Origin of the sequence: Colwellia sp. BRX10-3, from assembly GCF_014077505.1 — a bacterium.
Lineage (GTDB): Bacteria > Pseudomonadota > Gammaproteobacteria > Enterobacterales > Alteromonadaceae > Cognaticolwellia.
The window spans coordinates 244,117-267,681 of record NZ_JACGWA010000003.1 but is presented as its reverse complement, the minus strand read 5'-3'; the positions used below and the strand labels follow the sequence as shown (position 1 = coordinate 267,681).

Below are 23,565 nucleotides of genomic sequence, written 5' to 3'. Positions count from 1 at the left end.
GCATGGACTATTTACAAGGGTTACTCTCGAGCTTTATCTCAGATCAAGAAATGGTAAAATGGGTTATATATTTGGTCGCAGCAAGTGCAGGAGTTACCCTAGCAATTACCTGTTATTATTTGTTTTCAGGTATATACTCACCCGTCCGGATGCAAATAGATAAGCTTACAAAGCAACCATCAACAGCTAATTATGAGGATTATTCTTCAACACTTGAACATAACCTAAATAAATTAAATCATATTCCATTCATTCACAGTAGTTTCTCTGGTGATATGGAAACTAAAAAAACATTAATTCATGCGGGATTTCACTCGGAAAACTCCTTAAAAATATTTAATGCCATTAAATTAATATCATTATTTTTAGGTATAGTGATATCAACTGTAATCGTCCAATTATTTTCCGGTTTATCACAGCTAGTGACCATTTATTTGTTTGCTCTCATCATGGGTTTGAGCTATATACTGCCAGCGTTGGTTTTACATAAGCTCGCTAAAAAACGTATGCAAAGCCTGCGTAAATTTTTTCCTGATGCTCTTGATTTACTGATTGTTTGTTGTGAAGCAGGTTTAGGTTTATTAGAAGCGTTTCAACGTGTTAAGAGTGAACTTGAATTTGTTCACCCCTCCTTGGCCCATGAAATAGGTTTAGTCTGTAGTAAAGTGCGTGTTGGACTTTCGATGCAGCAAGCGTTGCAAGAGTTTAGTGACCGAACAGGTTTAGAAGATATCAGGGGCTTAAATTCAGTGATAGTTCAAAGTCTGAAATTAGGTACCGGTGTTGCCGAAACCATTCGTGTTTATGCAGAAGAGTATCGTGATAAACGTTTACAGGCAGCAGAGGAGAATGCCGCTAAATTAGGCGTAAAAATGATTTTTCCTATGATGTTTTGTATTTGGCCATCTTTCTTTATTGTTGCGATAGGTCCTGCAGTATTGAAAGTAATGAATGTTTGGGAAAAGGCTTTTTAATTATGAAAAATTTTATTAAAAAATATTTAGTTAACATAAGTATGTTTTTGCTATTTTCTTTAGCGGCGTCAGGTTGTACAAGTACATCTAGTCAAAGTGATTTACATGCAAAGTCCAAAAATGTAATACAGTCTAAAGCTGAATTAATGACAATAGCAAAAAATGAAGAGAATAATAATCAATTTGAAAAGGCTATTTTTAATTATATTCAAGTACTGGAAATGGATGGAAAAGATACAGAAATATTATACAAAATTGGAAGTTTACAAAATAAGCTGCATAACACTGACTTAGCCATTCGTGCCTTTAATAAAGCATTAGAGGTTGATCCAGACTATATTCCAGCCTTAGCTCAAATGGGGATTTATTATTTAGAAAGAAAAAATATGGATAAGGCGAGATCATTTCTTAAGCGCACTGTCATGTTAGATCAGCAGCGACTGCACAATACTAATGTTTCAACGAGTTTTATAGAGCTTGACCAACAGTCACCACTGTTGGCCTACAACGTTTATGCGGTAATTAACGATCTCGATAGCCGACATGAGTATGCTCAAAAAATTTTTTACTTGCTGTTAAAAACGCAGAAAAATTCTGCGCTAGTTTACACTAATTTAGGGTATTCCTTCTATTTAATAAATAATTACACTGTCGCAAAAAACTATTATAAAAAAGCACTTGATGCTGATTCCAACTTTGAGCGGGCGAAATTAAATTTAGGGCTAATTTATGTACGTAATGGTCAATACAATAAAGCGGTACAACTATTTAAACAAGTGATGACACATGCTGAAGCGTACAATGATATCGGTTACTTTTTAATGTTAGATGGCAGATATAAAGAGGCGGAATATTTTTTCCAAACGGCTATTGAATATTCTCCATCCTATTTTGAAAAAGGTAATATTAACTTAGAAAATGTTCAGATATATTTAAGTGCTGAGAATACATATGATACAGCATTACAACCCCCGTTATAAGAACATTGGTTTCAAGTTGGCTAGTTGTTAACACTCAAGTTACGGGATTAAAAAATAGAGCAGCAACTTAGTTAACACTCTGATTTAAATAATGTTGATGCCTCTATATGGTAAAATACTTGTTGTCTAGATAAAGTAAAAAAACACAAGAGACATCAAATAAATTCTGCCACAGCAAAACTTAATTTACCATCGTTAACCGCTGACTTACTCGAACAATCTAAAGTCAATATTGATAATACTTTCAGCTCGGCATTGAAGGCGCTTGGTTTAAAGCCATGCTACACCAAGTAAAGTTCACCAAACGCTCTGGCACGCCAGTGAATTAAGTCGTCTACCTTTTAATGCTTTTGGTTTGGTTAAAGGTAGATTCAGTAGCCATGTTTTCTCGGTATGCATTATTAATGCTTTTCTGCGACTAAAAAAGGTGCACTATATGATTTACTCAACCGAGAAGACCTTGATTGGCTAAAGTTGCAATTAGTCACCGCGAAAAAGGACCTTAAAACCAAGCCCAATAACAGATTAAATGTGTTTGTGATTGATGATACCGTAAAAATAAGGCGCGGAAAAAAGATGCCAGGTGTTTCAAGCCGCTTCGACTATTTAACGGGCCAGTGTGTTATGGGGCAACAAATACTCACATTAGGTGTTGCTAGCGATGAACAATTCGTTCCCGTTGATAATGAAATTTAATAAATACTTTCGTCATATCTGCGTAATGCTAAATCAACTTTCTTAATTTAAACCTCTAAGTAAGCGCTAAGATAATGTAATATAAACGGTGTATTTACAAAAAGCTGAATAGCTAACCATGAAGAGATTATTTATTGATGAGCAACGAGTTCACTCATATTAATGCCGATGGCGATGCCCATATGGTAGACGTTACTGAAAAAAAAGTTACTGAGCGTACTGCTATTGCTCAAGCCTACATTGAAATGTCAGCGCAAACTTTAGCGATGATTGTTGAAGGAAAGCACCACAAAGGTGATGTTTTTGCTACCGCAAGAATTGCTGGCATTATGGCGGCAAAAAAAACCAGTGAACTAATACCGCTTTGTCACCCACTTATGCTAACAAAAATTGAGGTTGATATAGTTGCAGAGCCAGATATAAATCGCGTAAAAATCACCGCGCTTTGTAAACTCTCCGGTAAAACAGGTGTAGAAATGGAAGCATTAACCGCAGCTTCAACCGCAGCACTTACCATTTACGACATGTGCAAAGCCGTACAAAAAGACATGATAATTACTAATATTCATTTACGTGAAAAACAGGGTGGTAAATCTGGAAGCTATTTTCACAATCCTGCAACGAAATAAAGGAGTTTATGATGATAAAAGTATTATTTTTTGCCCGCCTTCGCGAACAATTATCAACAGATAGCATACAAATATCTGTAACCGAAGATATGACCACAGACAACATTCGTCAGCAACTCGCTGAAACCGATGATTTATGGGCTAAAGTTATGGCCGCTGACAGTTTACTTGTTGCTGTTAATCAGCAGATCACTGACTGGTCACATAGCGTTAATGATGGTGATGAAGTTGCCTTTTTCCCTCCAGTTACTGGCGGCTAATATGATTTACGTACAACAAAACGATTTTGTCGTTGCCGATGAATATCAAAAACTCGCTAATGACCACCAAGATGGCGCCGTAGTCACTTTTGTCGGAAAAGTCAGAGACTTTAACGAAGGGCTTGGTGTGCAAGGTTTATCTTTAGAGCACTACCCTGGCATGACAGAAAAAGTATTAAATAACATAGAGGCTGAAGCGCGTGAACATTGGCCACTGAATAAAGTGACCATTATACATCGGGTTGGCGATTTAAAGCTTGGTGAACAAATTGTATTTATTGGTGTAACCAGCCCACATCGCAAAGCTGCCTTTGCCGCTTGCGAGTTTCTTATCGACTTTTTGAAAACCAAAGCACCATTTTGGAAAAAAGAGCTCACCACGCAAGGCAGTAAATGGTTAGACGCCAAAATCAGCGATAATGAAGTTTCACAACAATGGTCGAAAAAGCTAACAAACGAACAAACCAACTAACAATATTGAGATATTCATGCTAAAAACCGGACGTTATCAACATTTCAAAGGTAATTTTTACCAAGTACTAAATATAGCAACACACAGCGAAACAAAAGAAGCTATGGTTGTTTATCAACCTGAATATGGTGAACGAGCGATTTGGGTTAGGCCACTGACTATGTTTGATGAAACCATTGAAAGAGATGGTAAGCAGATAAAACGTTTCCAATATGTTGATTAGTTAATTCCCCCCTCTATTGGCAAAAAGCTGCAGAGCTTACGAACAATTTCATAAGAAAATAGCATTTAATATCAATATTCTGAGGTAGTATGAGAAAAATAATTCTATCTCTATCGCTCAACATTGATAGTTTAGTGTTTATCAAGACAGGTCTGCATATCCAATAGCTTGTTGAGTAGCTTTGCTTATCCCTAACTGAGGTTAACTAGGTAGCAGAAAATTTTTAATCCGAAAAAAGGCGCTTATCACAAACGCCATTTTGTTATCGACTAGCTATAATCCTTAAAATAAAAATTAACAGATACTCTGTCAGTTTTGTCTTAAACTAATGGCTGTTCCATTGAATACCCCCAAACTTAGCCTTAATCACTAATTTAATTGCTATAAATTAAGATTTCCCCCAAAGTTCAAGCGTTTCTAACGCTTGGTTTTTATCTGTAAAGTCATTTTGGCTATTTACTACTTCGCGCAATAAGTTAAAGGCTTCTTTGTCTTGACCAAGTGCTTTTAGTGTTAACGCCATATGATATTTAATTTCGACATTTGAAGAATCGATAGCGAGTGCTTTACGCAGTAGAGGCAGCGCTTGAACATACTCATTTGTTAAATAATATATCCACCCTAGGGTATCAAGTGAATCAGGGGCATCGTCGACTAACGCCAAAGAACGAGTCGCGAACTCTTTTGCTTTACCAAACTTCAATTGTGACATCGCAATGTAGGCAGCATTATTAAGCCACATAGGTTGGTCTTCATCTAATTTAAGTATTTGAACGTAAATTTCTTCTGCTTTTAACCATTGTTTATTCTTCATATATATTTCAGCTAATGTACTAAGTAATAATAAATTATTAGTATCAGTACTTAATGCTGATTCAATCAGTGCTATTGCTTTTTTCTGCTGGTTTATAGCCTGATAAACCAAGGCTAAGCCCGATATGGTACTTATCTGCTGCGACTGTTTAATTTTTAAATAAGTGTCTTTAGCTTTTTCATACTCTTTGTTAAGAAAATAAGTATGCGCTAATACACTATAAAAACGATCTGATGTTTTAGCGCCGCCATCAAACGCTAATAACACGACAATAGCTTCGTTATAACGTGACTCCTGATTTAAATAACTTGCTAGCGCTAACATAGGCCCTAAAGAGGTTGGAGCCCAAGCAATAGATTTTTGATAAGCGGCAACCGTATCGGAGAACCTTCTAACACGTTGATTTGCTTTTGCAATATAAAAATATACTTGTGATTTGTTGCCATCAAACTTAAGTGCATCTCGGTAGCTTTCAATTGCTAATTGCACTTGTTTCGTATTCAGATATAAATGTCCCAACAATAAGTAAATTTTGTCAGTTTTCTCGTGAGAAAGAATAAATGCCTTAATCGCCTCAATTGCATCATCATAAGCGCCTTGTTTGGCTAAGCTTGATGCATAATTGATCATCAACACTTCACTACTAGGATCTTGTTTTAAAGCCTTTTCGTAAGTAAGCGTAGCATTACTATCTTCCCCCATGCGTTCAAAATGGTTTGCAAGGGCTTTCAATATATCTATATCGTTAGGTAATTGCACTAACGCGCTTTGCAACTGCAACAAACCTTTGTCGGGTTGCCCCATTGTACTTGTGACCTGGGCTAGGCTGATAATTGATTTAACATGTAAATGATTTAATTTAAGTGCTTTTTGAAACTGTAATTTTGCTTGCTCAAAACTACCAACCGACTGATAAACAAAACCTAAGTGGTGATGAAATTCTGGATTTTCAGGTTGTAATAAACTAAGGTTTTTAGCTACTTTTATTGCTTGTTCTGCTTTACCTGCTTGCAAGTAAGATTTAACGAGTAATAAGCCGGCAAGCACTTGCTGTTCACCAGTAAAATCGCCTTCTGTTAACAACTGTATCGCAGTAGCAGTTTGCTTAAGCGATAAATAAGCCTTTGCTAACTGAAGATCAACGCTGGCTGTAGGTTGTATAGATTTAACTTGTTTAAAATAAGCTAAGGCTGACTCATACTGTTGTAATTCAAGATAACAAACACCTAACAAAGTTAGAATTTGCCCCTTATCGCCATGTTGAATATTCGCTTTAACCAATTGGCTTTTTGCACCTTCAAAATCTCCTTGCCTCATTGATATTTGAGCTAATAGTATTTTAGCACTAACATTAAAATCATCTATTTCTAGGTACTGATTAAAATACTCTTTCGCGAGTTCATACTGATTCTGTTGGTAAAAAATAACCCCTGCTAAGTACAAGTATGAAGGACTAGAGCGTAAATCTTCTTTTGATATTTTCGATAATGTTTGCGCAATTTCTTCAATTAATTGCTTACTACTTTCTTCATCATTATCTTTAACGGCAATTGCCGCCTGAATAAATTTTGCGCGCGGTTCATTAGGTACTTTATTTAATATCTGTAAAGCATCTTTGTTCGCGGTACTGTAATTTTGCAACTCAAATAATAATGTTGCTCTTAATATTAATGCGTTGACATCTTCTGAATTTTCTAACAAAACACGATTAATATTAACTAACGCTTTGTCGTAATTACCAAGATTCTGCTCTACAGTCGCCTTTAAAAACCATGCTTTTTCTGGTGGAAATGGCGTAGCTAATACCTGTTCAACTAACGTATTCGCTTCTTCATATTGAAATCGATTTACTTTAAGCTGAGCCAAACCTAGGATAGCATCTAAATTACTAACATTTAGACTTAATGCCTGATTAAACGCCTCTTCTGATAACAATAACTGCCTTAATCCTAAGTGAGCTAAACCTTTTAATACATACATTTTTGCAGCATAAATTTGGTCAATATAATTATCTTCAAATATACTCAGTATTTCATTGTATTTATTTTGCATTAATAGCGTTTTACTGCGTAGCAAGGTAATTTTTTTATAATCACCACCAAGCCCTTCAATAATATTTAATTCAGTTTGTGCTAATGCTGCTTGTTCAACAGCCAAGAGTAACTCGACCATCAAAAAGCGCGCAGGTATATTATTTGGCTGGTCTTTTAGGAGGTTTTTTAAGTGGATTTTAGCTTCATCGTATTGATGCTGATTAAATTTTTTATCTGCCAATTCAAAAATTTCAGAAGCATTACTGGCTAAAGAGGTAAAAACAAAAGTGGTGCAAGTAAAAAATAAAATAAAATATCTAGTTAGTAATGTCATATCACTTTCAAATTTAAAAATTTATCTTTACATTATCCTCATTTATCCTGATAGAATGCAATTTAAAATATGAATAATTAATCTAAATTTAAATAAAGTGTCGGATTATTTTACACTATTTAAAACTCACGCTTACCAAAACTTAATAACACATTGTTTTATATCAGATAAATCAATGTGGTATGTTTTTTGCAAATTAACAAATATTAAGATACTTTTGAAACAAGGACATCAAGTGAACATTAATAAACGTATTACTGCTTACATAAAAGTTTTATTTACAAGCTGTTGCTTATTGCTGGCATTGCCAAGCTTTGCTAGCGTTACGCCAACTGACATACTCATGAGCCACTTCTTTGCTGGCGATAATGATTGCAATAATGAGTATTTCCAAGATCCTGGTGTTAGTTCATTTGATACTTGTAAAGTAGCTATCGGTGAATTTGGAGTTGATAAAGTCTATTTAGCAAATGTTATTGCAAAGTTTGATACTAATAATAATTCAAATTCCCCAACATTCACTGCAAGTACCAATTACAATGCACAACAAAGTCAGTGGACTTTTGATGGAGATAATGGACTTTCAGAAGAAGATAAAAATAGCAACTGGAGTTATACTGGTGGTTCTCCTGGCATACGCTTTTGGACAGCTAAAGCTGCCGGCGGTGGCAATAGTGGTGGTGGTTTTAACTTATTTTGGCTAGTTGATAATACAATAGAAGCTACCAATGCATGTAGTCCATCTACATTTACATTAGCTTGTCTTAACTTAGCGAAAACAGTCACAAGTGGTAGTTGGTCGACACCTAATGATAAAGGTTTATCGCATTTAACTTTTTTCGGTGGCCTTATCGAAGTATGCCAACAAAATTGTCCTCCTGTTACTGTACCTGAGCCACAAACTATCATGTTACTTGCTTTAGCAATGTTAGGCTTAGTTGCTAGAAAGCGTTCAACGGTAAAAAACTCGTAATACCGTAGTTTATCAATGTAAAAAAAAGCCCAAGATGTTGCATAACATCTTGGGCTTTTTACTTCTTAGGCTCTTTGCTTATGATTACCACAGCGAATACCCCAGAAAGTACCTCAGGGTTTCAGTATTTAAATATATAATTGCACTCTTAATTTAATTCCCTCAACTTAAGCTCTATCAATTTACACCTGCTAAATTTTAACTATCATTCAATAATGTACTCATTCTACATTCAAAATAAGCTTACCTACATTCTCATTATTGCCCATCACTTGATGGGCAATTTCCACATCAAACCATGAGTACTGTTGATATATAACAGGTGTTAGTGTTCCTTGTTCAAGGCACTGGTAAAAATTGTGAATAAAGGCGTTAATCAGTTTGGTTTTATATTCATTACTACGACTACGCAAGGTAGTCGCATGAATATTGACTCGTTTGATAAGCATTTTAGCCACATCAATATTTTCAGCAAACCTTCCGCCCAGCATTGACAACATAACGATATGACCATCTAGCGCACAAACATTAATATTTTTATTAACATATTCACCCGCTACAACATCTAAAATAACGTCAAAACTGTGTTTATTTTCTTTTGCCCAGCTAACAAAGTCAGTTTGTTGATAGTTTATCGCTTCATCTGCCCCTAGGGCTTTACACGCTGCCGCTTTTTCATCACTGCTAACGGTTACGCTAACATGACAGTTAATAGATTTGGCTAATTGTATAGCTGCTGTGCCAACACCGCTGGCACCTGCATGAATCAGCACCTTAGCATTAGGTTTTAACTCGGCTATCGTAAACAAGCACTGATAAGCAGTTAAAAACACTTCTGCTATTGCCGCGCCTTGTGCATAGGTTAAATTTTCAGGAAGTTTTATTAAGTGCTCTGTTTTAACTTTAACGAACTCTGCGTATGCACCACCTGGAACAATAGCGAAAACTTTATCACCAACATTCCAGTTCGCTTGATTATCACCAACGCCAACAAGCTCGCCACAAGCCTCAATACCTAATATAGGAGACTCACCTGCCGGAGCAGGATACAAACCTTGTTTTTGTAAAATATCAGCGCGATTAACCCCAATAGTCCTGACTTTGATTAAACATTCATCATCGGCTATTACTGGTTTTTCAATTTCGTCAAAACTTAACTGCTGTTGTTCACTTATAGCTATATAACGCAATTTACTTCCTTTTTATCCACGGGTTTTATAATGAATAGTTTGCCTTATTTAGCCTCAAATACCAAAGTGATAAATTTTATATCAAGGTGAAAATACTTAGCTAATCGCAAAAAAATGATGTTCTTGCCACGGCACTTGCTTAACATCAACATTTTCCACCTCTGCTTCTGGAGGGCCTTGTTCAAGCCATTTAATCATTTTCTCTATGTTGTGCTCTTCACCACACATTAGCACTTCAACATCACCGTCAGTTAAATTACGCGCATACCCGCTTAAACTATATTCAATAGCAACTTGCTGACTAGAGGCCCGGAAATAAACGCCTTGAACCTTGCCTTTCACATGTGCCATGTAACTTACATTCATAATATTCCACCTTAATATGCGCTTATTGTTATTGTTATTTATAACTTTCATTACCGGCCAACTGGTGAAATGAAAAATAGTTAACATAGAACATTGCACCCTAGTCTAGCATTGACTAAACTCGCGCAATTATTATTGTTAATTATAAGTATAGGCCTATGTCAGCAAGAATTTATTTAAAAGTTGCTCGTGAGAAATCATTACGCCGAAAACATCCTTGGATTTTTTCACAAGCGATCAACAAAATTAAAGGTAACCCTTTACTTGGTGACACGGTTGATGTCTTTGACAACAAAGGAAACTGGCTTGCTAAAGGCGCATATTCTCCTGAATCTCAAATTAGAATTCGTGTTTGGAGTTTTGATATTGATGAAGAAATTGATAGTAGTTTTTTTCGTAATAAATTGTTAAGTGCGCAAAAAAGACGTGATTGGTTTATTGAAAAAGGCGGTTTAACGGGCTACCGACTTATTGCTGGTGAGTCTGATGGGCTTCCTGGTATCACCATAGATAAATACGACGACTTTATTGTTTGCCAATTACTTAGCGCCGGTGCAGACTTTCATCGTTATACCTTAGTTGAGTGTCTTAAAGCGCTTTATCCGGGTTGTCATATCTATGAGCGTTCAGATGTTGACGTTCGTAAAAAAGAAGGCTTAGAGCCGGTAACAGGTTGGTTAACAGAGCCTCAAGAGTCAACCGAATGTATTATTGAAGAACACGGAATTAAAATTCATGTTGATGTTGCCAAAGGCCATAAAACTGGTTTCTATTTAGATCAACGCGAGTCACGTCTTGCTGCCGGCATATATGCCAAAGATAAGAGTGTATTAAACTGTTTCTCTTATACCGGTACTTTTGCCCTGCATTGTGCGGCAGGTGGAGCTAAAGAAGTGATCAATGTTGATGTTTCTGAATCAGCACTCGATCTAGCTCAGAAAAACGTTGAGCTTAATAATTTAGGCGATAAAAATATCTCTTTTGTTAAAGCGGATGTGTTTAAATTATTGCGTCAATACCGTGAAGAAAAACGAACCTTTGATATGATTATTCTCGACCCACCTAAATTTGTTGAGTCAAAAGCTCAACTCACGGGTGCTTGTCGCGGCTATAAAGATATCAATATGTTAGCAATGCAACTACTTAACCCTAATGGCACCTTGTTAACTTTTTCTTGCTCAGGGTTAATGGAATCAAACTTATTTCAAAAAGTGGTTGCTGATGCGGCATTAGATGCAAAAAGAAATGCTTATTTTGTAGATAGGTTACACCAAGCGGCTGATCACCCAGTGTCGTCAAACTACCCAGAAGGTTATTACCTAAAAGGCCTTGTTTGTCAGGTTGAATAACTTACTTAAATAATCACGGTTGTAGCTAGTATGTTTTTTCTAGCTACAGCTAGGGTATTGCCACTGATAATAACTTAATCAATCTCAGTAATATTAACACCAATTAAATAACAGTTTGCGCTCTCTTCCTTCACCCTGACCACTTTTCCTTTAGCGTCAAGAGGTTGTACAGCATTGTTGGCTGACTGAACGCGTATACGCACCGCCGTACTCATTTCGAGAGGGTGTTCCATCTCAATAGCGATCCCTGTTGCACTCAAATCACGGCAGGTAGCTGAAATTTTACTATTTGCCTCATCATCAATAATGGTCACTGTTACTTCACTGTTTAACATCATGCGATAAAAGTTGCGCTTATCATCGTAATTAACCATTACTACTCCAATGTGTTTTTATAGTTAGTACACTTTTATTTATACTCATCGTAACGATAACTGTCAAATCATTGTATTAAAATTATGCATATTCTTTCAGGTAATTCAATATTCGCTTAGCTGAGGTTGGAAACGGCGTTTTTAAATTTTGCGCAAAAAGTGAAACACGCAACTCTTCAACCATCCAAAAACCTTGCGCTAATGCTTTATTCAAAGGCTGACCTTTGGGTTGTTGAGCAACAACGCTGTCTAATGCTTTTTGTACCTTTTCAACTTCTATCATTTTCAGCCGGTCTTGATTTGGGTCTATTTGTAATTTTTCTAAGCGTCTTAGCATGGCCGTTAAATATCGAGCAATATCATCTAAGCGTTGATAACCTGCTTTAGTGATAAAGCCTTTAAAAACGAGGGTCTCTAATTGGCTTTTAATATCGCCATGTGATTGCACAACATTTAACGACATTTTGCCTTTCATTTTTTTACGTACATCATGCGCCAAACTTAATACTCGCTCGACTTTAATTGCAGCACTTAATACACAATCAGCAATTTCGGCGCGTACATGTTCTTTACAAGCATCAAACTCTGTTTTTGCTCGTGGTAAGTCACCATATTCGTTGACTAAGAATTGACAGCCCGCAACAATGCAATCATCTAACAAATCGTTTATCGAGCCAAATGGATTAAAATACAGCCCTAATTTAGCTTTATTAGGTAACTTCTCCTGCAAGTACTTTAGTGGCGAAGGTATGTTGAGTAATATAAGTCGACTAACACCATCAAGCATGGCTTGTTCTGCTAAACTTTCATGTTCAAATAGCTCAATTGCTACTGACTTATTTTTATCTACTAAAGCTGGAAATGCCTTAATAGTAATATTGGCGACTTTCTTTTCGTAGCTTTTGGGTAAATTTTTAAAATCCCATTGAGCAATATCGCTGCGTTCAATACCTTTATCAGCGACCTTTTTAATTGATGCTTGCACCCTACCTTGTAAGCTGTCTTTCAAATCATCAAGATTACGTCCTTCTTTAAGTAACTTGCCGTTTTCATTAACAATTTTAAAATTCATTAATAAATGTGGCACGAGCTCTGCGCCTTGCCAAGCGTTTTCAGGTAACCGAACGCCGGTCATTCTTAATAACTGTTTTTCAAGTGCTGCCGTTAACACTATGTCTGCGTGAGTTATTGCCGCTAAACATGCTTCAGCGTAGTTCGGCGCGGGCACAAAGTTACGCCTTAATGATTTAGGTAAACTTCTGATCAATGCTGTAATTAGCTCAAGTCGTAAGGCAGGAATTAACCAATCAAAACCTGTATTTTCTACTTGGTTTAATATGCCTACCGGAATCATGACACTAATACCGTCATCAGCATCGCCAGGATTAAAGTGATAACTCAGGGGTAAGGTCAAACTGCCTTGTTGCCAGGTTTCAGGGTATTCATTCGCCGATAACTTAACCGCGTTTTCTTTTAACAAAAAGGCTTTGGTAAAGTTTAATAACTTGGCATCAGATTGTTTTTGTTTTTTCCACCAAGCTAAAAAACTACGTTGGCAAATAGCGCTTTCTGGCAGTTTTTCATTATAAAAATCAACTAACTGCTGTTCTTCAATCAAGAAGTCTCTGCGTCGAGCTTTTTGCTCTAAAACTTCAATTTCGTCAACCAGTTGGCGATTTTCTTTTAAAAATGCTTCTTTAATCGTACTTTCGCCGTTAACTAAAGCTTCACGGATAAAAATTTCACGACAGGTTTCTGGCTCAATGTTATTAAAATTAACACTACGCTTACCGACAATAATCAGTCCATAAAGAGAAACTTGTTCAAACGCCATCACCGCGCCCTGCTTTTTCTCCCAATGTGGCTCACTGTAGCTACGTTTAACTAAATGCGGAGCTAAGGGCTCAATCCATAGCGGATCAATTTTCGCTGCCATACGCGCGAATAAACGGCTAGTTTCAACTAACTCTGCCGCCATTAACCATTTTGGTGATTTTTTAGCGAGGGCTGAGCCTGGGAAGATAAAGAATTTACTGCCGCGAGCACCTTTATATTCTCGATTTTCATCTTGTTGGCCTAAGTGACTTAGCAATCCTGACAAAATAGCTTGATGCACAATATCTAAATTCGGATTAGAAGCATCCTTTTCAGCCTCTTCAGACAAGTCTAATTCGATACGGCTCATCGGAATTTTTAGCTCACGCAAAGAATGCGTTAGCTGACTGTAAATGTCTTGCCACTCTCGAATACGCACATAAGACAAAAACTCTTTCTGACACAAACGGCGAAATTGATTATTGGTGAGAAGCTTTTGCTGTTCTTCAACATAATTCCACAGTTTTAATAAGCTAACAAAATCTGATTGTTTGTTTTTGAAACGCCCATGTTTTTCATCTGCTGCTTGTTGCTTCTCATGTGGACGTTCGCGTGGGTCTTGAATACTTAAGGCACTAACAATAATAAATATTTGTTCAATACAACCTAAGTCTGCCGCGGTTAAAATCATTTTTGCTAAACGCGGATCAATAGGAAATTTAGATAACGAGCGACCTATCGGCGTTAATTTCACCTGATTTGAGTTGGCATCTATCGCTGCCAATTCTTCTAATAATTTAACACCGTCATTAATATTGCGATTATCTGGTGGTTGTACAAACGGAAAGTTGGCAATTTCGCCTAAATCTAAGGCCAACATCTGCAATATAACGGTCGCTAAATTAGTGCGAAGTATTTCAGGGTCGGTGAATTCGGGGCGATTTAAAAAGTCTTCTTCAGCATAAAGGCGAATACAAACGCCTGATGATACACGGCCACAACGACCCGCTCGCTGATTTGCGCTGGCTTGTGAAATAGGCTCTATCGGCAAACGCTGCACTTTAGTACGGTAACTATAGCGAGAAATTCTCGCCGTGCCTGGGTCAATAACATATTTAATGCCCGGCACAGTTAAACTCGTTTCAGCAACGTTGGTGGCTAAAACAATATTACGACCATTATGCGGTTTAAATATTAAGTTTTGCTCGGCAACGGTTAATCGAGAATATAACGGTAATACATTGGTATGGCGTAAATTGGCTTTTTCTAGCGCCCGCGCGGTATCTCGAATTTCTCGTTCACCATTGAGAAAGACTAAAATATCGCCACTATCATCTGCTCCTAATTCATCAACCGCATTGAGAATGCCAGAAATAATATCAGCATCGCCGTCACTACCTTCGTTTAACTCGTTCAGTGGGCGATAACGCATTTCAACAGGGAATGTTCTGCCTGAAACTTCGATAATTGGCGCTGGAACACCTGTGGCACTGGCAAAATGTTGGGCAAACTTTTCAGGGTCAATGGTTGCCGAGGTAATAATCACTTTTAAATCAGGACGTTTAGGTAAAATTTGGCGTAAATAACCGAGAATAAAATCGATATTTAAACTGCGCTCATGCGCTTCATCAATAATTAAGGTGTCGTATTGGCGTAACAAGCGATCTTTTTGCATCTCTGCAAGTAAAATACCGTCGGTCATTAGTTTGATATAACTTTGTGGACCCACTTGATCGTTAAAGCGAACTTTATAACCTACCGCGTCACCTAACTTGGTATTAAGCTCGTCTGCTATTCGGTTTGCTACCGTTCTTGCTGCAATACGGCGAGGCTGAGTATGACCAATAATACCGTCAATTCCACGACCAAGCTGTATGCATATTTTCGGAATTTGAGTAGTTTTACCTGAGCCAGTTTCACCAGCAATAATAAGCACTTGGTTTTCTTTAATCGCTTTGGCAATAACATCTACATTTTGTGAAACCGGTAATCCTTCTGGGTAACTCACTTTAGGAGCGTTAGCGAGTCGAAGTTGTTTATTTTCTATTGATTGCTGAATCGATACCGCTATTGGCTGTAAGGCTTTTTCTTGCTTACTTTGATCAGTTATTTTTTTAACGGCCAATAGGCGTTTTCTAATCCGCGCTTTATCGGATAATTTCACTCGTTCTAAAAGATCAAAAAGTGACTTTAACGTGACGTTTTTATGGGTTTTTATAGCAGCAGTAGCATTAGCGAGGATTACAGTGGACAAAAGAGACTCAAAACAGATAACAAAAAAGCTATATTAGCAGGTAAGCAAGGGCAAATGAATACGTATACTCTTTGAAAGAGTCCGTTTTTACTATTTGTTGGATTATTTTTCAGAGCCTAATATATCAAGATTAGACAAAGGTAAAATTCAAGCGCTAACTAAGGTTAACGCTTTATTCTTTTTAAAATTAAAATCGTTCATTAGGTAATTGAATTTATTTAACTTTTTTATAACCTGAACGTAAATGTAGGTCGATAGCGCGCAGCACATCATTGCGAGATATTGTGCCAAGTAAATTTTCGTCATCGTCAACAACAGGATATACCTTAGGTTTATTTTTCAGCATTTGCTGACCTAGCTCAATAACACTGTCATAAGGCTTAACCGTTAAAACATCTTTGCGCATTAAATCGGCAACATCAGCAATATGCTCGTTATAGTAAATAGTTTCAATCATTTTAGATAAAACATCGCTTTCAGATAAAAAGCCAATTAATTGATTATTTTTATCGATGACAGGACCACCAATTTGCTTGGTTTTTAAAAACCGCAGCGCTGCTTCTTCTACCACCATATCTGGCGTGAAAGTCACTGGATAATGGTTCATATATTCTTTTACTTGTAATGATTCCATAGTGGATCCCTAAAAATTTAAATAAAACTTATACCCAAGTACTGATTACACATGATTTTTTTATATATCATTAACTGTAGACGCATTTGCAAATAAATCATCCATTTACAAAAAAATTTTTCAATTTTATAGCTTATTCAATCTATTAACTTACCAAAGCTAATAATGCCGGTTGTGTAGTCGATGAAAGCGATTGCTCAATACTTTTGTAAGCTCTGACAAAATCTTTTTTCAAATGTGACTTTAAATGACCTTTAACATTTTTCATAGGTTCTTTTTTCAGTACGCAAAACAGTGCTAATGCATATAAAGTTTCAGGTTCAGTTAATGCTGCTTTGCGGTTTAAACTGGCATTATTACATGAGCCGCAGCCACCTCTAAATTGGTATGCAGTGTTGGCGAAAATAACGCCAAAGCCCATAAAACAGGCAACAAGATCTATTGCTTGTGGTAAATATTCTTTACCGCCAGGCGGCAATACTTTATTTGAAACCACCAAAATACTGGCAAGAGCTTGGCTAATACCGGCAATTAAATCTTGTGGTTGATTCACTTGGTTTGGCGTAAATCCTAACATTAATGGCGCATTACTCATGCTGACATCAACTTCAGCATGTTCACCACGAATAATCTCTCCTAAACTTAAATCTTCAATGGCGGTAGCTGAGGTCGGCGTAGCGGAGGTAAGTTCTATCGGCCATTTTTGCATACCGGCATAATTTTTTGTGTTGATAAACATCGCTTGAGCCATTTCTTCAACACTGGTAACCGTACCAGGATAAAACTCATTGGTCGGTAGTATTAAGCGTGTGTCATCTTTAAGAACATTAATATCAAAATTTTCAATCGCCCATGCAAAAGTATCGAGTATCCAATTTTTGGTGTTCTCGTCAATAATTGCTTTCGGGCTAAACAGTTTTGCCAACATAATTTTTACTACTTTTTAAATCTATAGCTTTTTGCCTTATATGCCGTAAATTAAAATACGGTGAGTAATGCCAAAAGCGAATAGGGTTTATAACAAACAGGTTGTGCTAAATCATCATCAGGTTAATAATTAGTTTTTAACATTTTGAGCCAATGCCCATTGCCAAGCCTTAGTATTATATAAAGGCACCGTTGATAATGAATGATGATGACTGCCCGACGACTCTTTCGTTGAATAAGACAGATAAATAAGAGTTTTATTTTCCGCATCATAAATACGTCTAACTTTTAAGCTTTTAAATAAAATGCTTTTTGACTCTTTAAAGACTACTTCACCATTCTTTGAGCGATCAATTTGTGCAAGATGTTCAGCTGTTATTTCACCCGTTTGTCGACAGGCTATACTCATATCAGAGGGATCAGAAAAGTCTAAATCTGCTTCTACATGGCTAATATGGCATGTTACTCCCGTTAAAATAGGGTCTTGATTAGCTTTGATAACCACGTCTTTAGTGGTAAATAGCCCTAAGCTGACTTTACCCACATCATCTGAACAACCCACAAGCACTAAGCCAAAGACTAAACCTAGACAAGTTTTAGAGGTTAGTAATTTTTTTGGCGCTATTATTAGCTTTCTACGTTTTTTAATCATCTTTAAATATTCCAACAAATTCTTCACCATTTGACGATTTGCTCGCACGATACATACCCGTGCTATTAAATGGCATCGCAATGTTACCCGCTACATCTATAGCAATAACTCCGCCAGAGCCGCCCGCTTTAACTAAAACATCATTTATAACAACATCAGCCGCTTTTTCAAGACTAATACCTTGGTATTGCATGCGCGCACAAATGTCTGCGGCTACATGATAGCGAATAAAGTATTCGCCATGACCAGTAGCTGAAACAGCACAGCTGTCATTATTCGCGTATGTTCCTGCTCCTATAATAGGCGCATCGCCAATACGACCAAAACGTTTAGCTGTCATACCGCCCGTACTAGTACCAGCGGTTATAGTACCTGTTTTATCAAGCGCTACGGCTCCAACGGTACCAAATTTATATTCATTATTCAGTGTTTTATGTGCGGCTTGAAAATCTTTCAGTGCTTTTTCTTTCTCTGCCAGCTGCTTTTTCGCTTTTAATAACGACTGGTATCTCGCATCGGTATCAAAAAAACTGTTTTCAACACTTTCTAAGCCTTGTTGTTTTGCAAAAACTTCAGCACCTTCACCACTAAGCATGACATGAACTGATTTTTCCATCACAGCTTCAGCTAACGCTATGGGGCTTTTTACTGTTTTCACACCTGATACTGCGCCGGCATTTAAGGTTTTACCATTCATAATTGACGCATCAAGCTCATGCTCACCATCAAAAGTGTAAACAGCGCCTTTGCCAGCATTGAACAATGGCGAGTTCTCTAATATTTGAATAGCGGCAATAACAGCCGCTTGGCTAGATTTTCCATCAGCTAACATGGCATAACCCGTGTCACGCGCTTGTTTAAGCTTGCTCTCGTAAGCATTACGTTTTTCTTTGGTCATTTTACTTTTATTTATCGTACCTGCACCGCCATGTATGGCGATAGCGAAAGCTTGCTCTTGATGAGCTTGCGCCGCATCAAGCATAAATAGTTGTGCGCTTGCTAGTGTTAAGATCGTCGATAAAGTAATTTTATTTTTCATATAATTTTGCCGTTATTTTTATGTGGTTTTGACGCTATAATTGTATTTTTAATCGCTATAAATACAATGTGCGATAAATTATCGGTATTTACAAGCTTTCAGCGCTTACAAAGCCCACTCAATGTAGACATTAATAACCTCTTTCGCTATGGTACTGGTCATACCATTATATTATCTTTATAGGCCAATCGCTTATAACGCTAAGGACTTGCATGACAGAACAACGCGTAAGTGTAGAGATCACAAATAACATCGCCCACGTAAAACTCAATCGCGCTGACAAGCTTAATGCGCTAGATATGCCGATGTTTATTGCCATTCGTAGCACCATTAAAACATTGCGTAAAAACCGTGAAATTCGTGCAGTTATCGTATCAGGTAATGGTGACGATTTTTGTTCCGGCTTAGATGTAAAATCCATCATGAAATCGCCAATGAACATGCTAAAACTACTGTTTAAGGTTTTACCTTGGCGATCTAACTTAGCGCAAGTGGTTTCAACCGGTTGGCAAGCTATTCCTGTACCTGTTATTTGTGCTATTCACGGCCGCTGTTGGGGAGGTGGTTTGCAAATAGCCTTAGGTGCAGACTTTAGATTTGCTACACCTGACAGCTCTCTCTCTATTCTTGAAGGTAAGTGGGGATTAATACCTGATATGGGTGGCACAATAGCACTGCGCGACCTTATGGCGATAGATCAAGCGAAAAAGTTAGCCATGACAGCAGAAATGTTTACTGGCCAACAAGCATTAGCCTTAAATTTAGTGACCGAAATAACAACAACACCACTAGCCGATGCACAAACTCTCGCCCTTTCCTTAATATCACAATCTCCAGATGCGATAGCGGCAAATAAAAGGTTGTATAACAAAAGCTGGAAAGGCAGTAAAGGTTTGGCGCTGTTTCGAGAATCTTATTACCAGATTAGAATTTTAATAGGTAAGAATGTGCATCGAAAGATTTATAACCAAACTCATGACGTTGAACAGCACAAGCCATTTTTAACGCGTAAGAAATGGTAGATTAGACACTATTTAGATCAGTAATGATTGTGCATTAGCGTTCCGAATAATATCGCTGTTTTATAATGTGGTTCAACCAAAGTTTGGTGTCTGCAAGAGCTTAAACGAAGCGTCTATTTTCCGATATTATAGTCATTAGACTAACTGACTTTACCGATAGCTAATGCCACATTCGAGACATTAACGAATATTTAGTAAGCAATACTTCGGATCAGATATTCTATCGATAACGCCACGTTAAGTAACAAGAATTGTGAACGGAGTGAAACAACCAACTTTTTCTGTTTAAACTTATTGTTAGTTAGCTATAAACAAAAGGTATTGATATGGACTTAAATATTTGACTTGATTTAGATCTTTGGGAAATGACCAAGAATATCCAGATCAAACGTGAATATAAGCGGCATTATAATTTGAATTATCAAATACCCATACCAAAAAACAGCATAGCCATAGAGAGATGATCGAATTTACTTTGTTAGTAAACTTTATCGTGTTATATCGATATAAAAATCCAGTAAAAGGAGCTTGGTCTCAGCGTTACTCTCAGTTATATTATGATTACATTTACCGCTAGTTATCGACATTCTATGAATATTCGCTCTAAATTAACCTTGAGTTTTGCAGCTACAGTTATTTTACCCATTATTGCTATCGCGATTGTTAGTATTTCAATGACAATCTCCAAGTCTTCAACAAGTTTTGTGGAACGCACTCAGAGTGAATTAAGACAAGTAGACAACGGCTTTCAACTGTTTTTTCAACAAATTAAAGCTAACGTGAAATTTTTAGCTGAAAATAAATTGACCAGTCAACTTCCTGATAATACTCATACTTATATTGACTCTGACCATATGATGGAGCCGAAAAATGACTCTGCCGAAGAATTAGCTTTATATAAGCTGTATGAAGAATTTGGTACTTCACACCCAGATTTACTTTACGTTTACACAGGTACTAAAGATGGTGGTTTTGTTCAATATCCATTGGAAGAGCTTGGAGGTTATGATCCAAGACAACGTCCTTGGTATAAACAGGCATTAGCTTCTCCCGACGGGCCAATTATTACTGAAGCATATCAAGATGTCATAGGAAAACCCGTAGTAACTTCTGCGTTAGTGGTTAAAAATAACCAAGGTGATATTGTCGGTGTACAAGGTCTAGATGTGACCCTTTCAACCTTAACGGATATATTGAGTAATACAAAACTAGGTGAAAGCGGTTACCTCATTCTTATTGATGATTCAGGAACCGTATTAGCTGATGCAAAAACACCAGAGAATAACTTCAAAAATATTAAAGATCTTTCCTCACCATTATTTTCTATATTACAAAAAACGCCAGATTTACATCATTTTTCTACAGAGCACTTAGGTGCAGGTGTTAATGTTGCTAGTTATTATTCAAAAGCATTAAAGTGGCGCTTTATTGGTGTTATTCATAGCGATGAAATTTTCGCACCTGCTTATAGTATGAGTCAGACCATTACCGTGATTGCCTTAATAATGGTTACATTATTTATTGCCATAGGATTTTGGTTAGCCAATCGTATAGTTCAGCCGATTAACCGTGTTGCTGAAGGGTTACGTGATATTGCACAAGGTGATGGAAATTTAACTAAGCGATTAGAGATTATTGGTAAAGATGAAGTGAGTGAGTTGGCTCAATGGTTTAATCAATTCTTAGATTCAATTCATCAGCTTGTTGTTGATATTAAAACCTGTGCATCGACATTGAATATGGCGGCTAATGAATCGGGTATACAAATTGCTGATGTAAAAGCAGTGAGCCATCAACAAGAAGAATCTATAGATAATGTTAATAACCTTATCGCAACTATGGCAGATATCGCACATCAAACATCAAACGACTGCCAAGACAGCTCAACCACGATTATGAAAACTGAAGAGTATTCGAAAAAGGGAATTTCTTTAATCTCAGTCACGGTAAGTGAAGTGAGCTTATTAAATGAATCGTTAAGTGAATCATCTCAATCGATGAAGTCACTTGAACTGGAAAGCGAGAATATTACAAAAATATTAGATGTTATTAGGAGCATTGCTGAGCAAACTAATCTGTTAGCACTTAATGCGGCTATTGAAGCGGCAAGAGCTGGTGAACAAGGGCGAGGTTTTGCTGTAGTCGCAGATGAAGTGAGAACACTAGCGCAACGCTCGCGAGGCGCTACTGAAGAAATTGATACCGTACTGATGAACTTGCTGGAAAAAACACGTGTTGTTTCTCAACAAATGGGCGTTAATGTCGACCAATCGAAACAGACTATCGAAAAAATTGAACAAGCAAACCAATCATTTAACGAAATAAGTTCTTTAGTTGGACAAATGAAGGAAAATATTTCACGTATTACTCAAGCCGCAGATCAACAGTGCAGTTCATCAGACTTGATCAACGACAATATTAGTGGCATTAATCAATCAGCAAAAGGTATTGTTAATACTGCTGATACATTGGCCGATGGTTCGAATGACTTACTTATTTTATCAAAAGATTTAACAAATTTAGTTGGTCGTTTTAAAGTCAGAAGTTAACACTTAGTCTTAGTATTGCATGATGAGCCAGTATATTTTAAGCATATATACTGGTTTTTTATTTGAAGTGATAAGCCTCGGTATTTTTGGTAAATCATTATAAAAATGACTTCTCTTTTAGATTAATTTATTCCCTCATACCTACGAAAGCTAGTCGTTCATCACTCTAGCCTGAATTAACGACTATGTTGTCTTTCGATGTTGGTGAATTATACTTAATTGTACAATAACTATTGAAGCACAATAACCTTAAAACCACTCAAATTTATACTCATGTTATAGGTCAACATACTTCTGGAATTTGAAGTTAATGTCTGCAATATGAACAAAGTGATCATCAATTCAAATACCAATAACGACCGTAATGTGCCCACTGTCACCTCAGTAATCAACAATATTTACGACCGCTTTGCTAGGTCAGTATAAGTAATGACACAACAATATATTAAGACAGGTAGACGATATCTACTGATTATCTATATATATGAATTTATTACCTTTAAACTCATCATATAGCTTTTGATGTGCAGCTTTTGAAAAAGTATCAGTGCGATATTCATATTGCGAGATCCAATCAACTAGTATAGCTAGATTAGCATCTTGATCGGCTTTGGTTTTATATTTATGGGGTTCCCATGGACGATTTTTTGCGTTATTGATACAAAGTTCAATCGGTAGATTTAAGAATATAATTTCGCTGCACTTTTCTAGCGTGCGGATAAGTAAATCACTGTAACAACCTTCTATCACCCATTCGTTATTCTGCTTAATAAAACTGTCTATTTCGCTAACAGAAACACCGACACTTTGACGCTGCGGCATGGGTGAATTTTCTGTGATTGGAAGCCATGCTAAGGTGTCTAAATCTAAATGGGCAAGTCGATGTTGTTCAGCGAGTGTTTTTGCCAAGGTAGATTTACCTGATGCAGAATTGCCAAAAATCACAATTCTTTTAACCTTGTTACTCGCTTCCGACATAGTAGTGAACTACCCCGCGACTTTCGCT

21 protein-coding genes are annotated in these 23,565 nt (G+C 36.9%); 11 read left to right on the top strand and 10 right to left on the bottom strand.

Going from position 1 to position 23,565, the window contains the following annotated elements:
- The first annotated feature begins 2 nt into the window (after positions 1 to 2).
- From H4J38_RS07935 to H4J38_RS07905, 7 genes are all read left to right on the top strand, one after another.
- The gene (locus H4J38_RS07935) at positions 3 to 974 is read left to right on the top strand and encodes a type II secretion system F family protein (RefSeq protein ID WP_182131159.1); all 972 of its coding nucleotides are present in this window, start codon (positions 3 to 5) and stop codon (positions 972 to 974) included.
- Positions 975 to 976: 2 nt separating this feature from the next.
- A complete protein-coding gene (locus tag H4J38_RS07930) occupies positions 977 to 1,954 on the top strand; it encodes a lipopolysaccharide assembly protein LapB (protein ID WP_182131157.1) in 978 nt (325 codons plus the stop codon).
- Between the two features lie 474 nt (positions 1,955 to 2,428).
- Entirely contained in the window at positions 2,429 to 2,650 is a 222-nt protein-coding gene (locus tag H4J38_RS07925) for a transposase (RefSeq protein ID WP_259365442.1), read from the top strand.
- Positions 2,651 to 2,787: 137 nt separating this feature from the next.
- Entirely contained in the window at positions 2,788 to 3,279 is a 492-nt protein-coding gene (gene moaC / locus H4J38_RS07920) for a cyclic pyranopterin monophosphate synthase MoaC (RefSeq protein ID WP_182131155.1), read from the top strand.
- Between the two features lie 11 nt (positions 3,280 to 3,290).
- Complete coding sequence (gene moaD, locus H4J38_RS07915; RefSeq protein ID WP_182131284.1) at positions 3,291 to 3,539, top strand: molybdopterin synthase sulfur carrier subunit; 249 nt, start codon at positions 3,291 to 3,293, stop codon at positions 3,537 to 3,539.
- Between the two features lies 1 nt (position 3,540).
- Positions 3,541 to 4,011 carry a molybdopterin synthase catalytic subunit MoaE gene (gene moaE, locus H4J38_RS07910; protein WP_182131153.1) on the top strand — a complete coding sequence of 157 codons (471 nt, stop codon included), beginning with the start codon at positions 3,541 to 3,543 and terminating at the stop codon, positions 4,009 to 4,011.
- Positions 4,012 to 4,027: 16 nt separating this feature from the next.
- Positions 4,028 to 4,234: a DUF1653 domain-containing protein gene (locus tag H4J38_RS07905; RefSeq protein ID WP_182131151.1), complete on the top strand. Its 207-nt coding sequence runs from the start codon at positions 4,028 to 4,030 to the stop codon at positions 4,232 to 4,234.
- Positions 4,235 to 4,622: 388 nt separating this feature from the next.
- On the opposite strand, the gene prsT is transcribed toward H4J38_RS07905, so the two are convergent.
- Positions 4,623 to 7,415 carry an XrtA/PEP-CTERM system TPR-repeat protein PrsT gene (prsT, locus tag H4J38_RS07900; RefSeq protein ID WP_182131149.1) on the bottom strand — a complete coding sequence of 931 codons (2,793 nt, stop codon included), beginning with the start codon at positions 7,413 to 7,415 and terminating at the stop codon, positions 4,623 to 4,625.
- A 235-nt stretch (positions 7,416 to 7,650) separates the two neighbouring features.
- Here prsT and H4J38_RS07895 point away from each other — a divergent pair, with 235 nt between their 5' ends.
- Positions 7,651 to 8,388, top strand: a complete 738-nt coding sequence (locus tag H4J38_RS07895) for a PEP-CTERM sorting domain-containing protein (RefSeq protein WP_182131147.1) — start codon at positions 7,651 to 7,653, stop codon at positions 8,386 to 8,388.
- A gap of 221 nt (positions 8,389 to 8,609) precedes the next feature.
- On the opposite strand, the gene H4J38_RS07890 is transcribed toward H4J38_RS07895, so the two are convergent.
- Positions 8,610 to 9,578 carry an NAD(P)H-quinone oxidoreductase gene (locus tag H4J38_RS07890; protein WP_182131145.1) on the bottom strand — a complete coding sequence of 323 codons (969 nt, stop codon included), beginning with the start codon at positions 9,576 to 9,578 and terminating at the stop codon, positions 8,610 to 8,612.
- Between the two features lie 96 nt (positions 9,579 to 9,674).
- Positions 9,675 to 9,944: an acylphosphatase gene (locus tag H4J38_RS07885; protein WP_182131143.1), complete on the bottom strand. Its 270-nt coding sequence runs from the start codon at positions 9,942 to 9,944 to the stop codon at positions 9,675 to 9,677.
- A 158-nt stretch (positions 9,945 to 10,102) separates the two neighbouring features.
- Here H4J38_RS07885 and H4J38_RS07880 point away from each other — a divergent pair, with 158 nt between their 5' ends.
- Positions 10,103 to 11,293 (top strand): class I SAM-dependent methyltransferase, encoded by a 1,191-nt coding sequence (locus H4J38_RS07880; protein ID WP_182131141.1) that lies wholly within the window; start codon positions 10,103 to 10,105, stop codon positions 11,291 to 11,293.
- Between the two features lie 74 nt (positions 11,294 to 11,367).
- Here the strand turns inward: H4J38_RS07880 and H4J38_RS07875 are convergent, their stop codons facing one another.
- From H4J38_RS07875 to H4J38_RS07850, 6 genes are all read right to left on the bottom strand, one after another.
- Entirely contained in the window at positions 11,368 to 11,667 is a 300-nt protein-coding gene (locus H4J38_RS07875; protein WP_182131139.1) for a PilZ domain-containing protein, read from the bottom strand.
- A gap of 82 nt (positions 11,668 to 11,749) precedes the next feature.
- Positions 11,750 to 15,736, bottom strand: coding sequence for an ATP-dependent RNA helicase HrpA (gene hrpA / locus H4J38_RS07870; RefSeq protein ID WP_220465477.1), 3,987 nt, complete (start codon positions 15,734 to 15,736; stop codon positions 11,750 to 11,752).
- A 214-nt stretch (positions 15,737 to 15,950) separates the two neighbouring features.
- On the bottom strand, positions 15,951 to 16,370 hold the full coding sequence (locus H4J38_RS07865) for a CBS domain-containing protein (RefSeq protein WP_182131137.1): 420 nt from the start codon (positions 16,368 to 16,370) through the stop codon (positions 15,951 to 15,953).
- Positions 16,371 to 16,515: 145 nt separating this feature from the next.
- Positions 16,516 to 17,298 (bottom strand): hypothetical protein, encoded by a 783-nt coding sequence (locus H4J38_RS07860; RefSeq protein ID WP_182131135.1) that lies wholly within the window; start codon positions 17,296 to 17,298, stop codon positions 16,516 to 16,518.
- A 129-nt stretch (positions 17,299 to 17,427) separates the two neighbouring features.
- Positions 17,428 to 17,949, bottom strand: coding sequence for a CreA family protein (locus H4J38_RS07855; protein ID WP_182131133.1), 522 nt, complete (start codon positions 17,947 to 17,949; stop codon positions 17,428 to 17,430).
- On the bottom strand, positions 17,942 to 18,988 hold the full coding sequence (locus H4J38_RS07850) for an isoaspartyl peptidase/L-asparaginase family protein (protein WP_404842600.1): 1,047 nt from the start codon (positions 18,986 to 18,988) through the stop codon (positions 17,942 to 17,944). The genes H4J38_RS07855 and H4J38_RS07850 overlap by 8 nt, the downstream gene beginning before the upstream one ends.
- Before the next feature lie 212 nt (positions 18,989 to 19,200).
- Here H4J38_RS07850 and H4J38_RS07845 point away from each other — a divergent pair, with 212 nt between their 5' ends.
- Both H4J38_RS07845 and H4J38_RS07840 read left to right on the top strand, forming a co-directional pair.
- Positions 19,201 to 20,010, top strand: a complete 810-nt coding sequence (locus H4J38_RS07845; protein ID WP_182131131.1) for a crotonase/enoyl-CoA hydratase family protein — start codon at positions 19,201 to 19,203, stop codon at positions 20,008 to 20,010.
- A gap of 557 nt (positions 20,011 to 20,567) precedes the next feature.
- Complete coding sequence (locus tag H4J38_RS07840) at positions 20,568 to 22,559, top strand: methyl-accepting chemotaxis protein (RefSeq protein ID WP_259365441.1); 1,992 nt, start codon at positions 20,568 to 20,570, stop codon at positions 22,557 to 22,559.
- A gap of 465 nt (positions 22,560 to 23,024) precedes the next feature.
- On the opposite strand, the gene H4J38_RS07835 is transcribed toward H4J38_RS07840, so the two are convergent.
- The gene (locus H4J38_RS07835) at positions 23,025 to 23,537 is read right to left on the bottom strand and encodes an AAA family ATPase (RefSeq protein WP_182131129.1); all 513 of its coding nucleotides are present in this window, start codon (positions 23,535 to 23,537) and stop codon (positions 23,025 to 23,027) included.
- Positions 23,538 to 23,565: the final 28 nt, after the last annotated feature.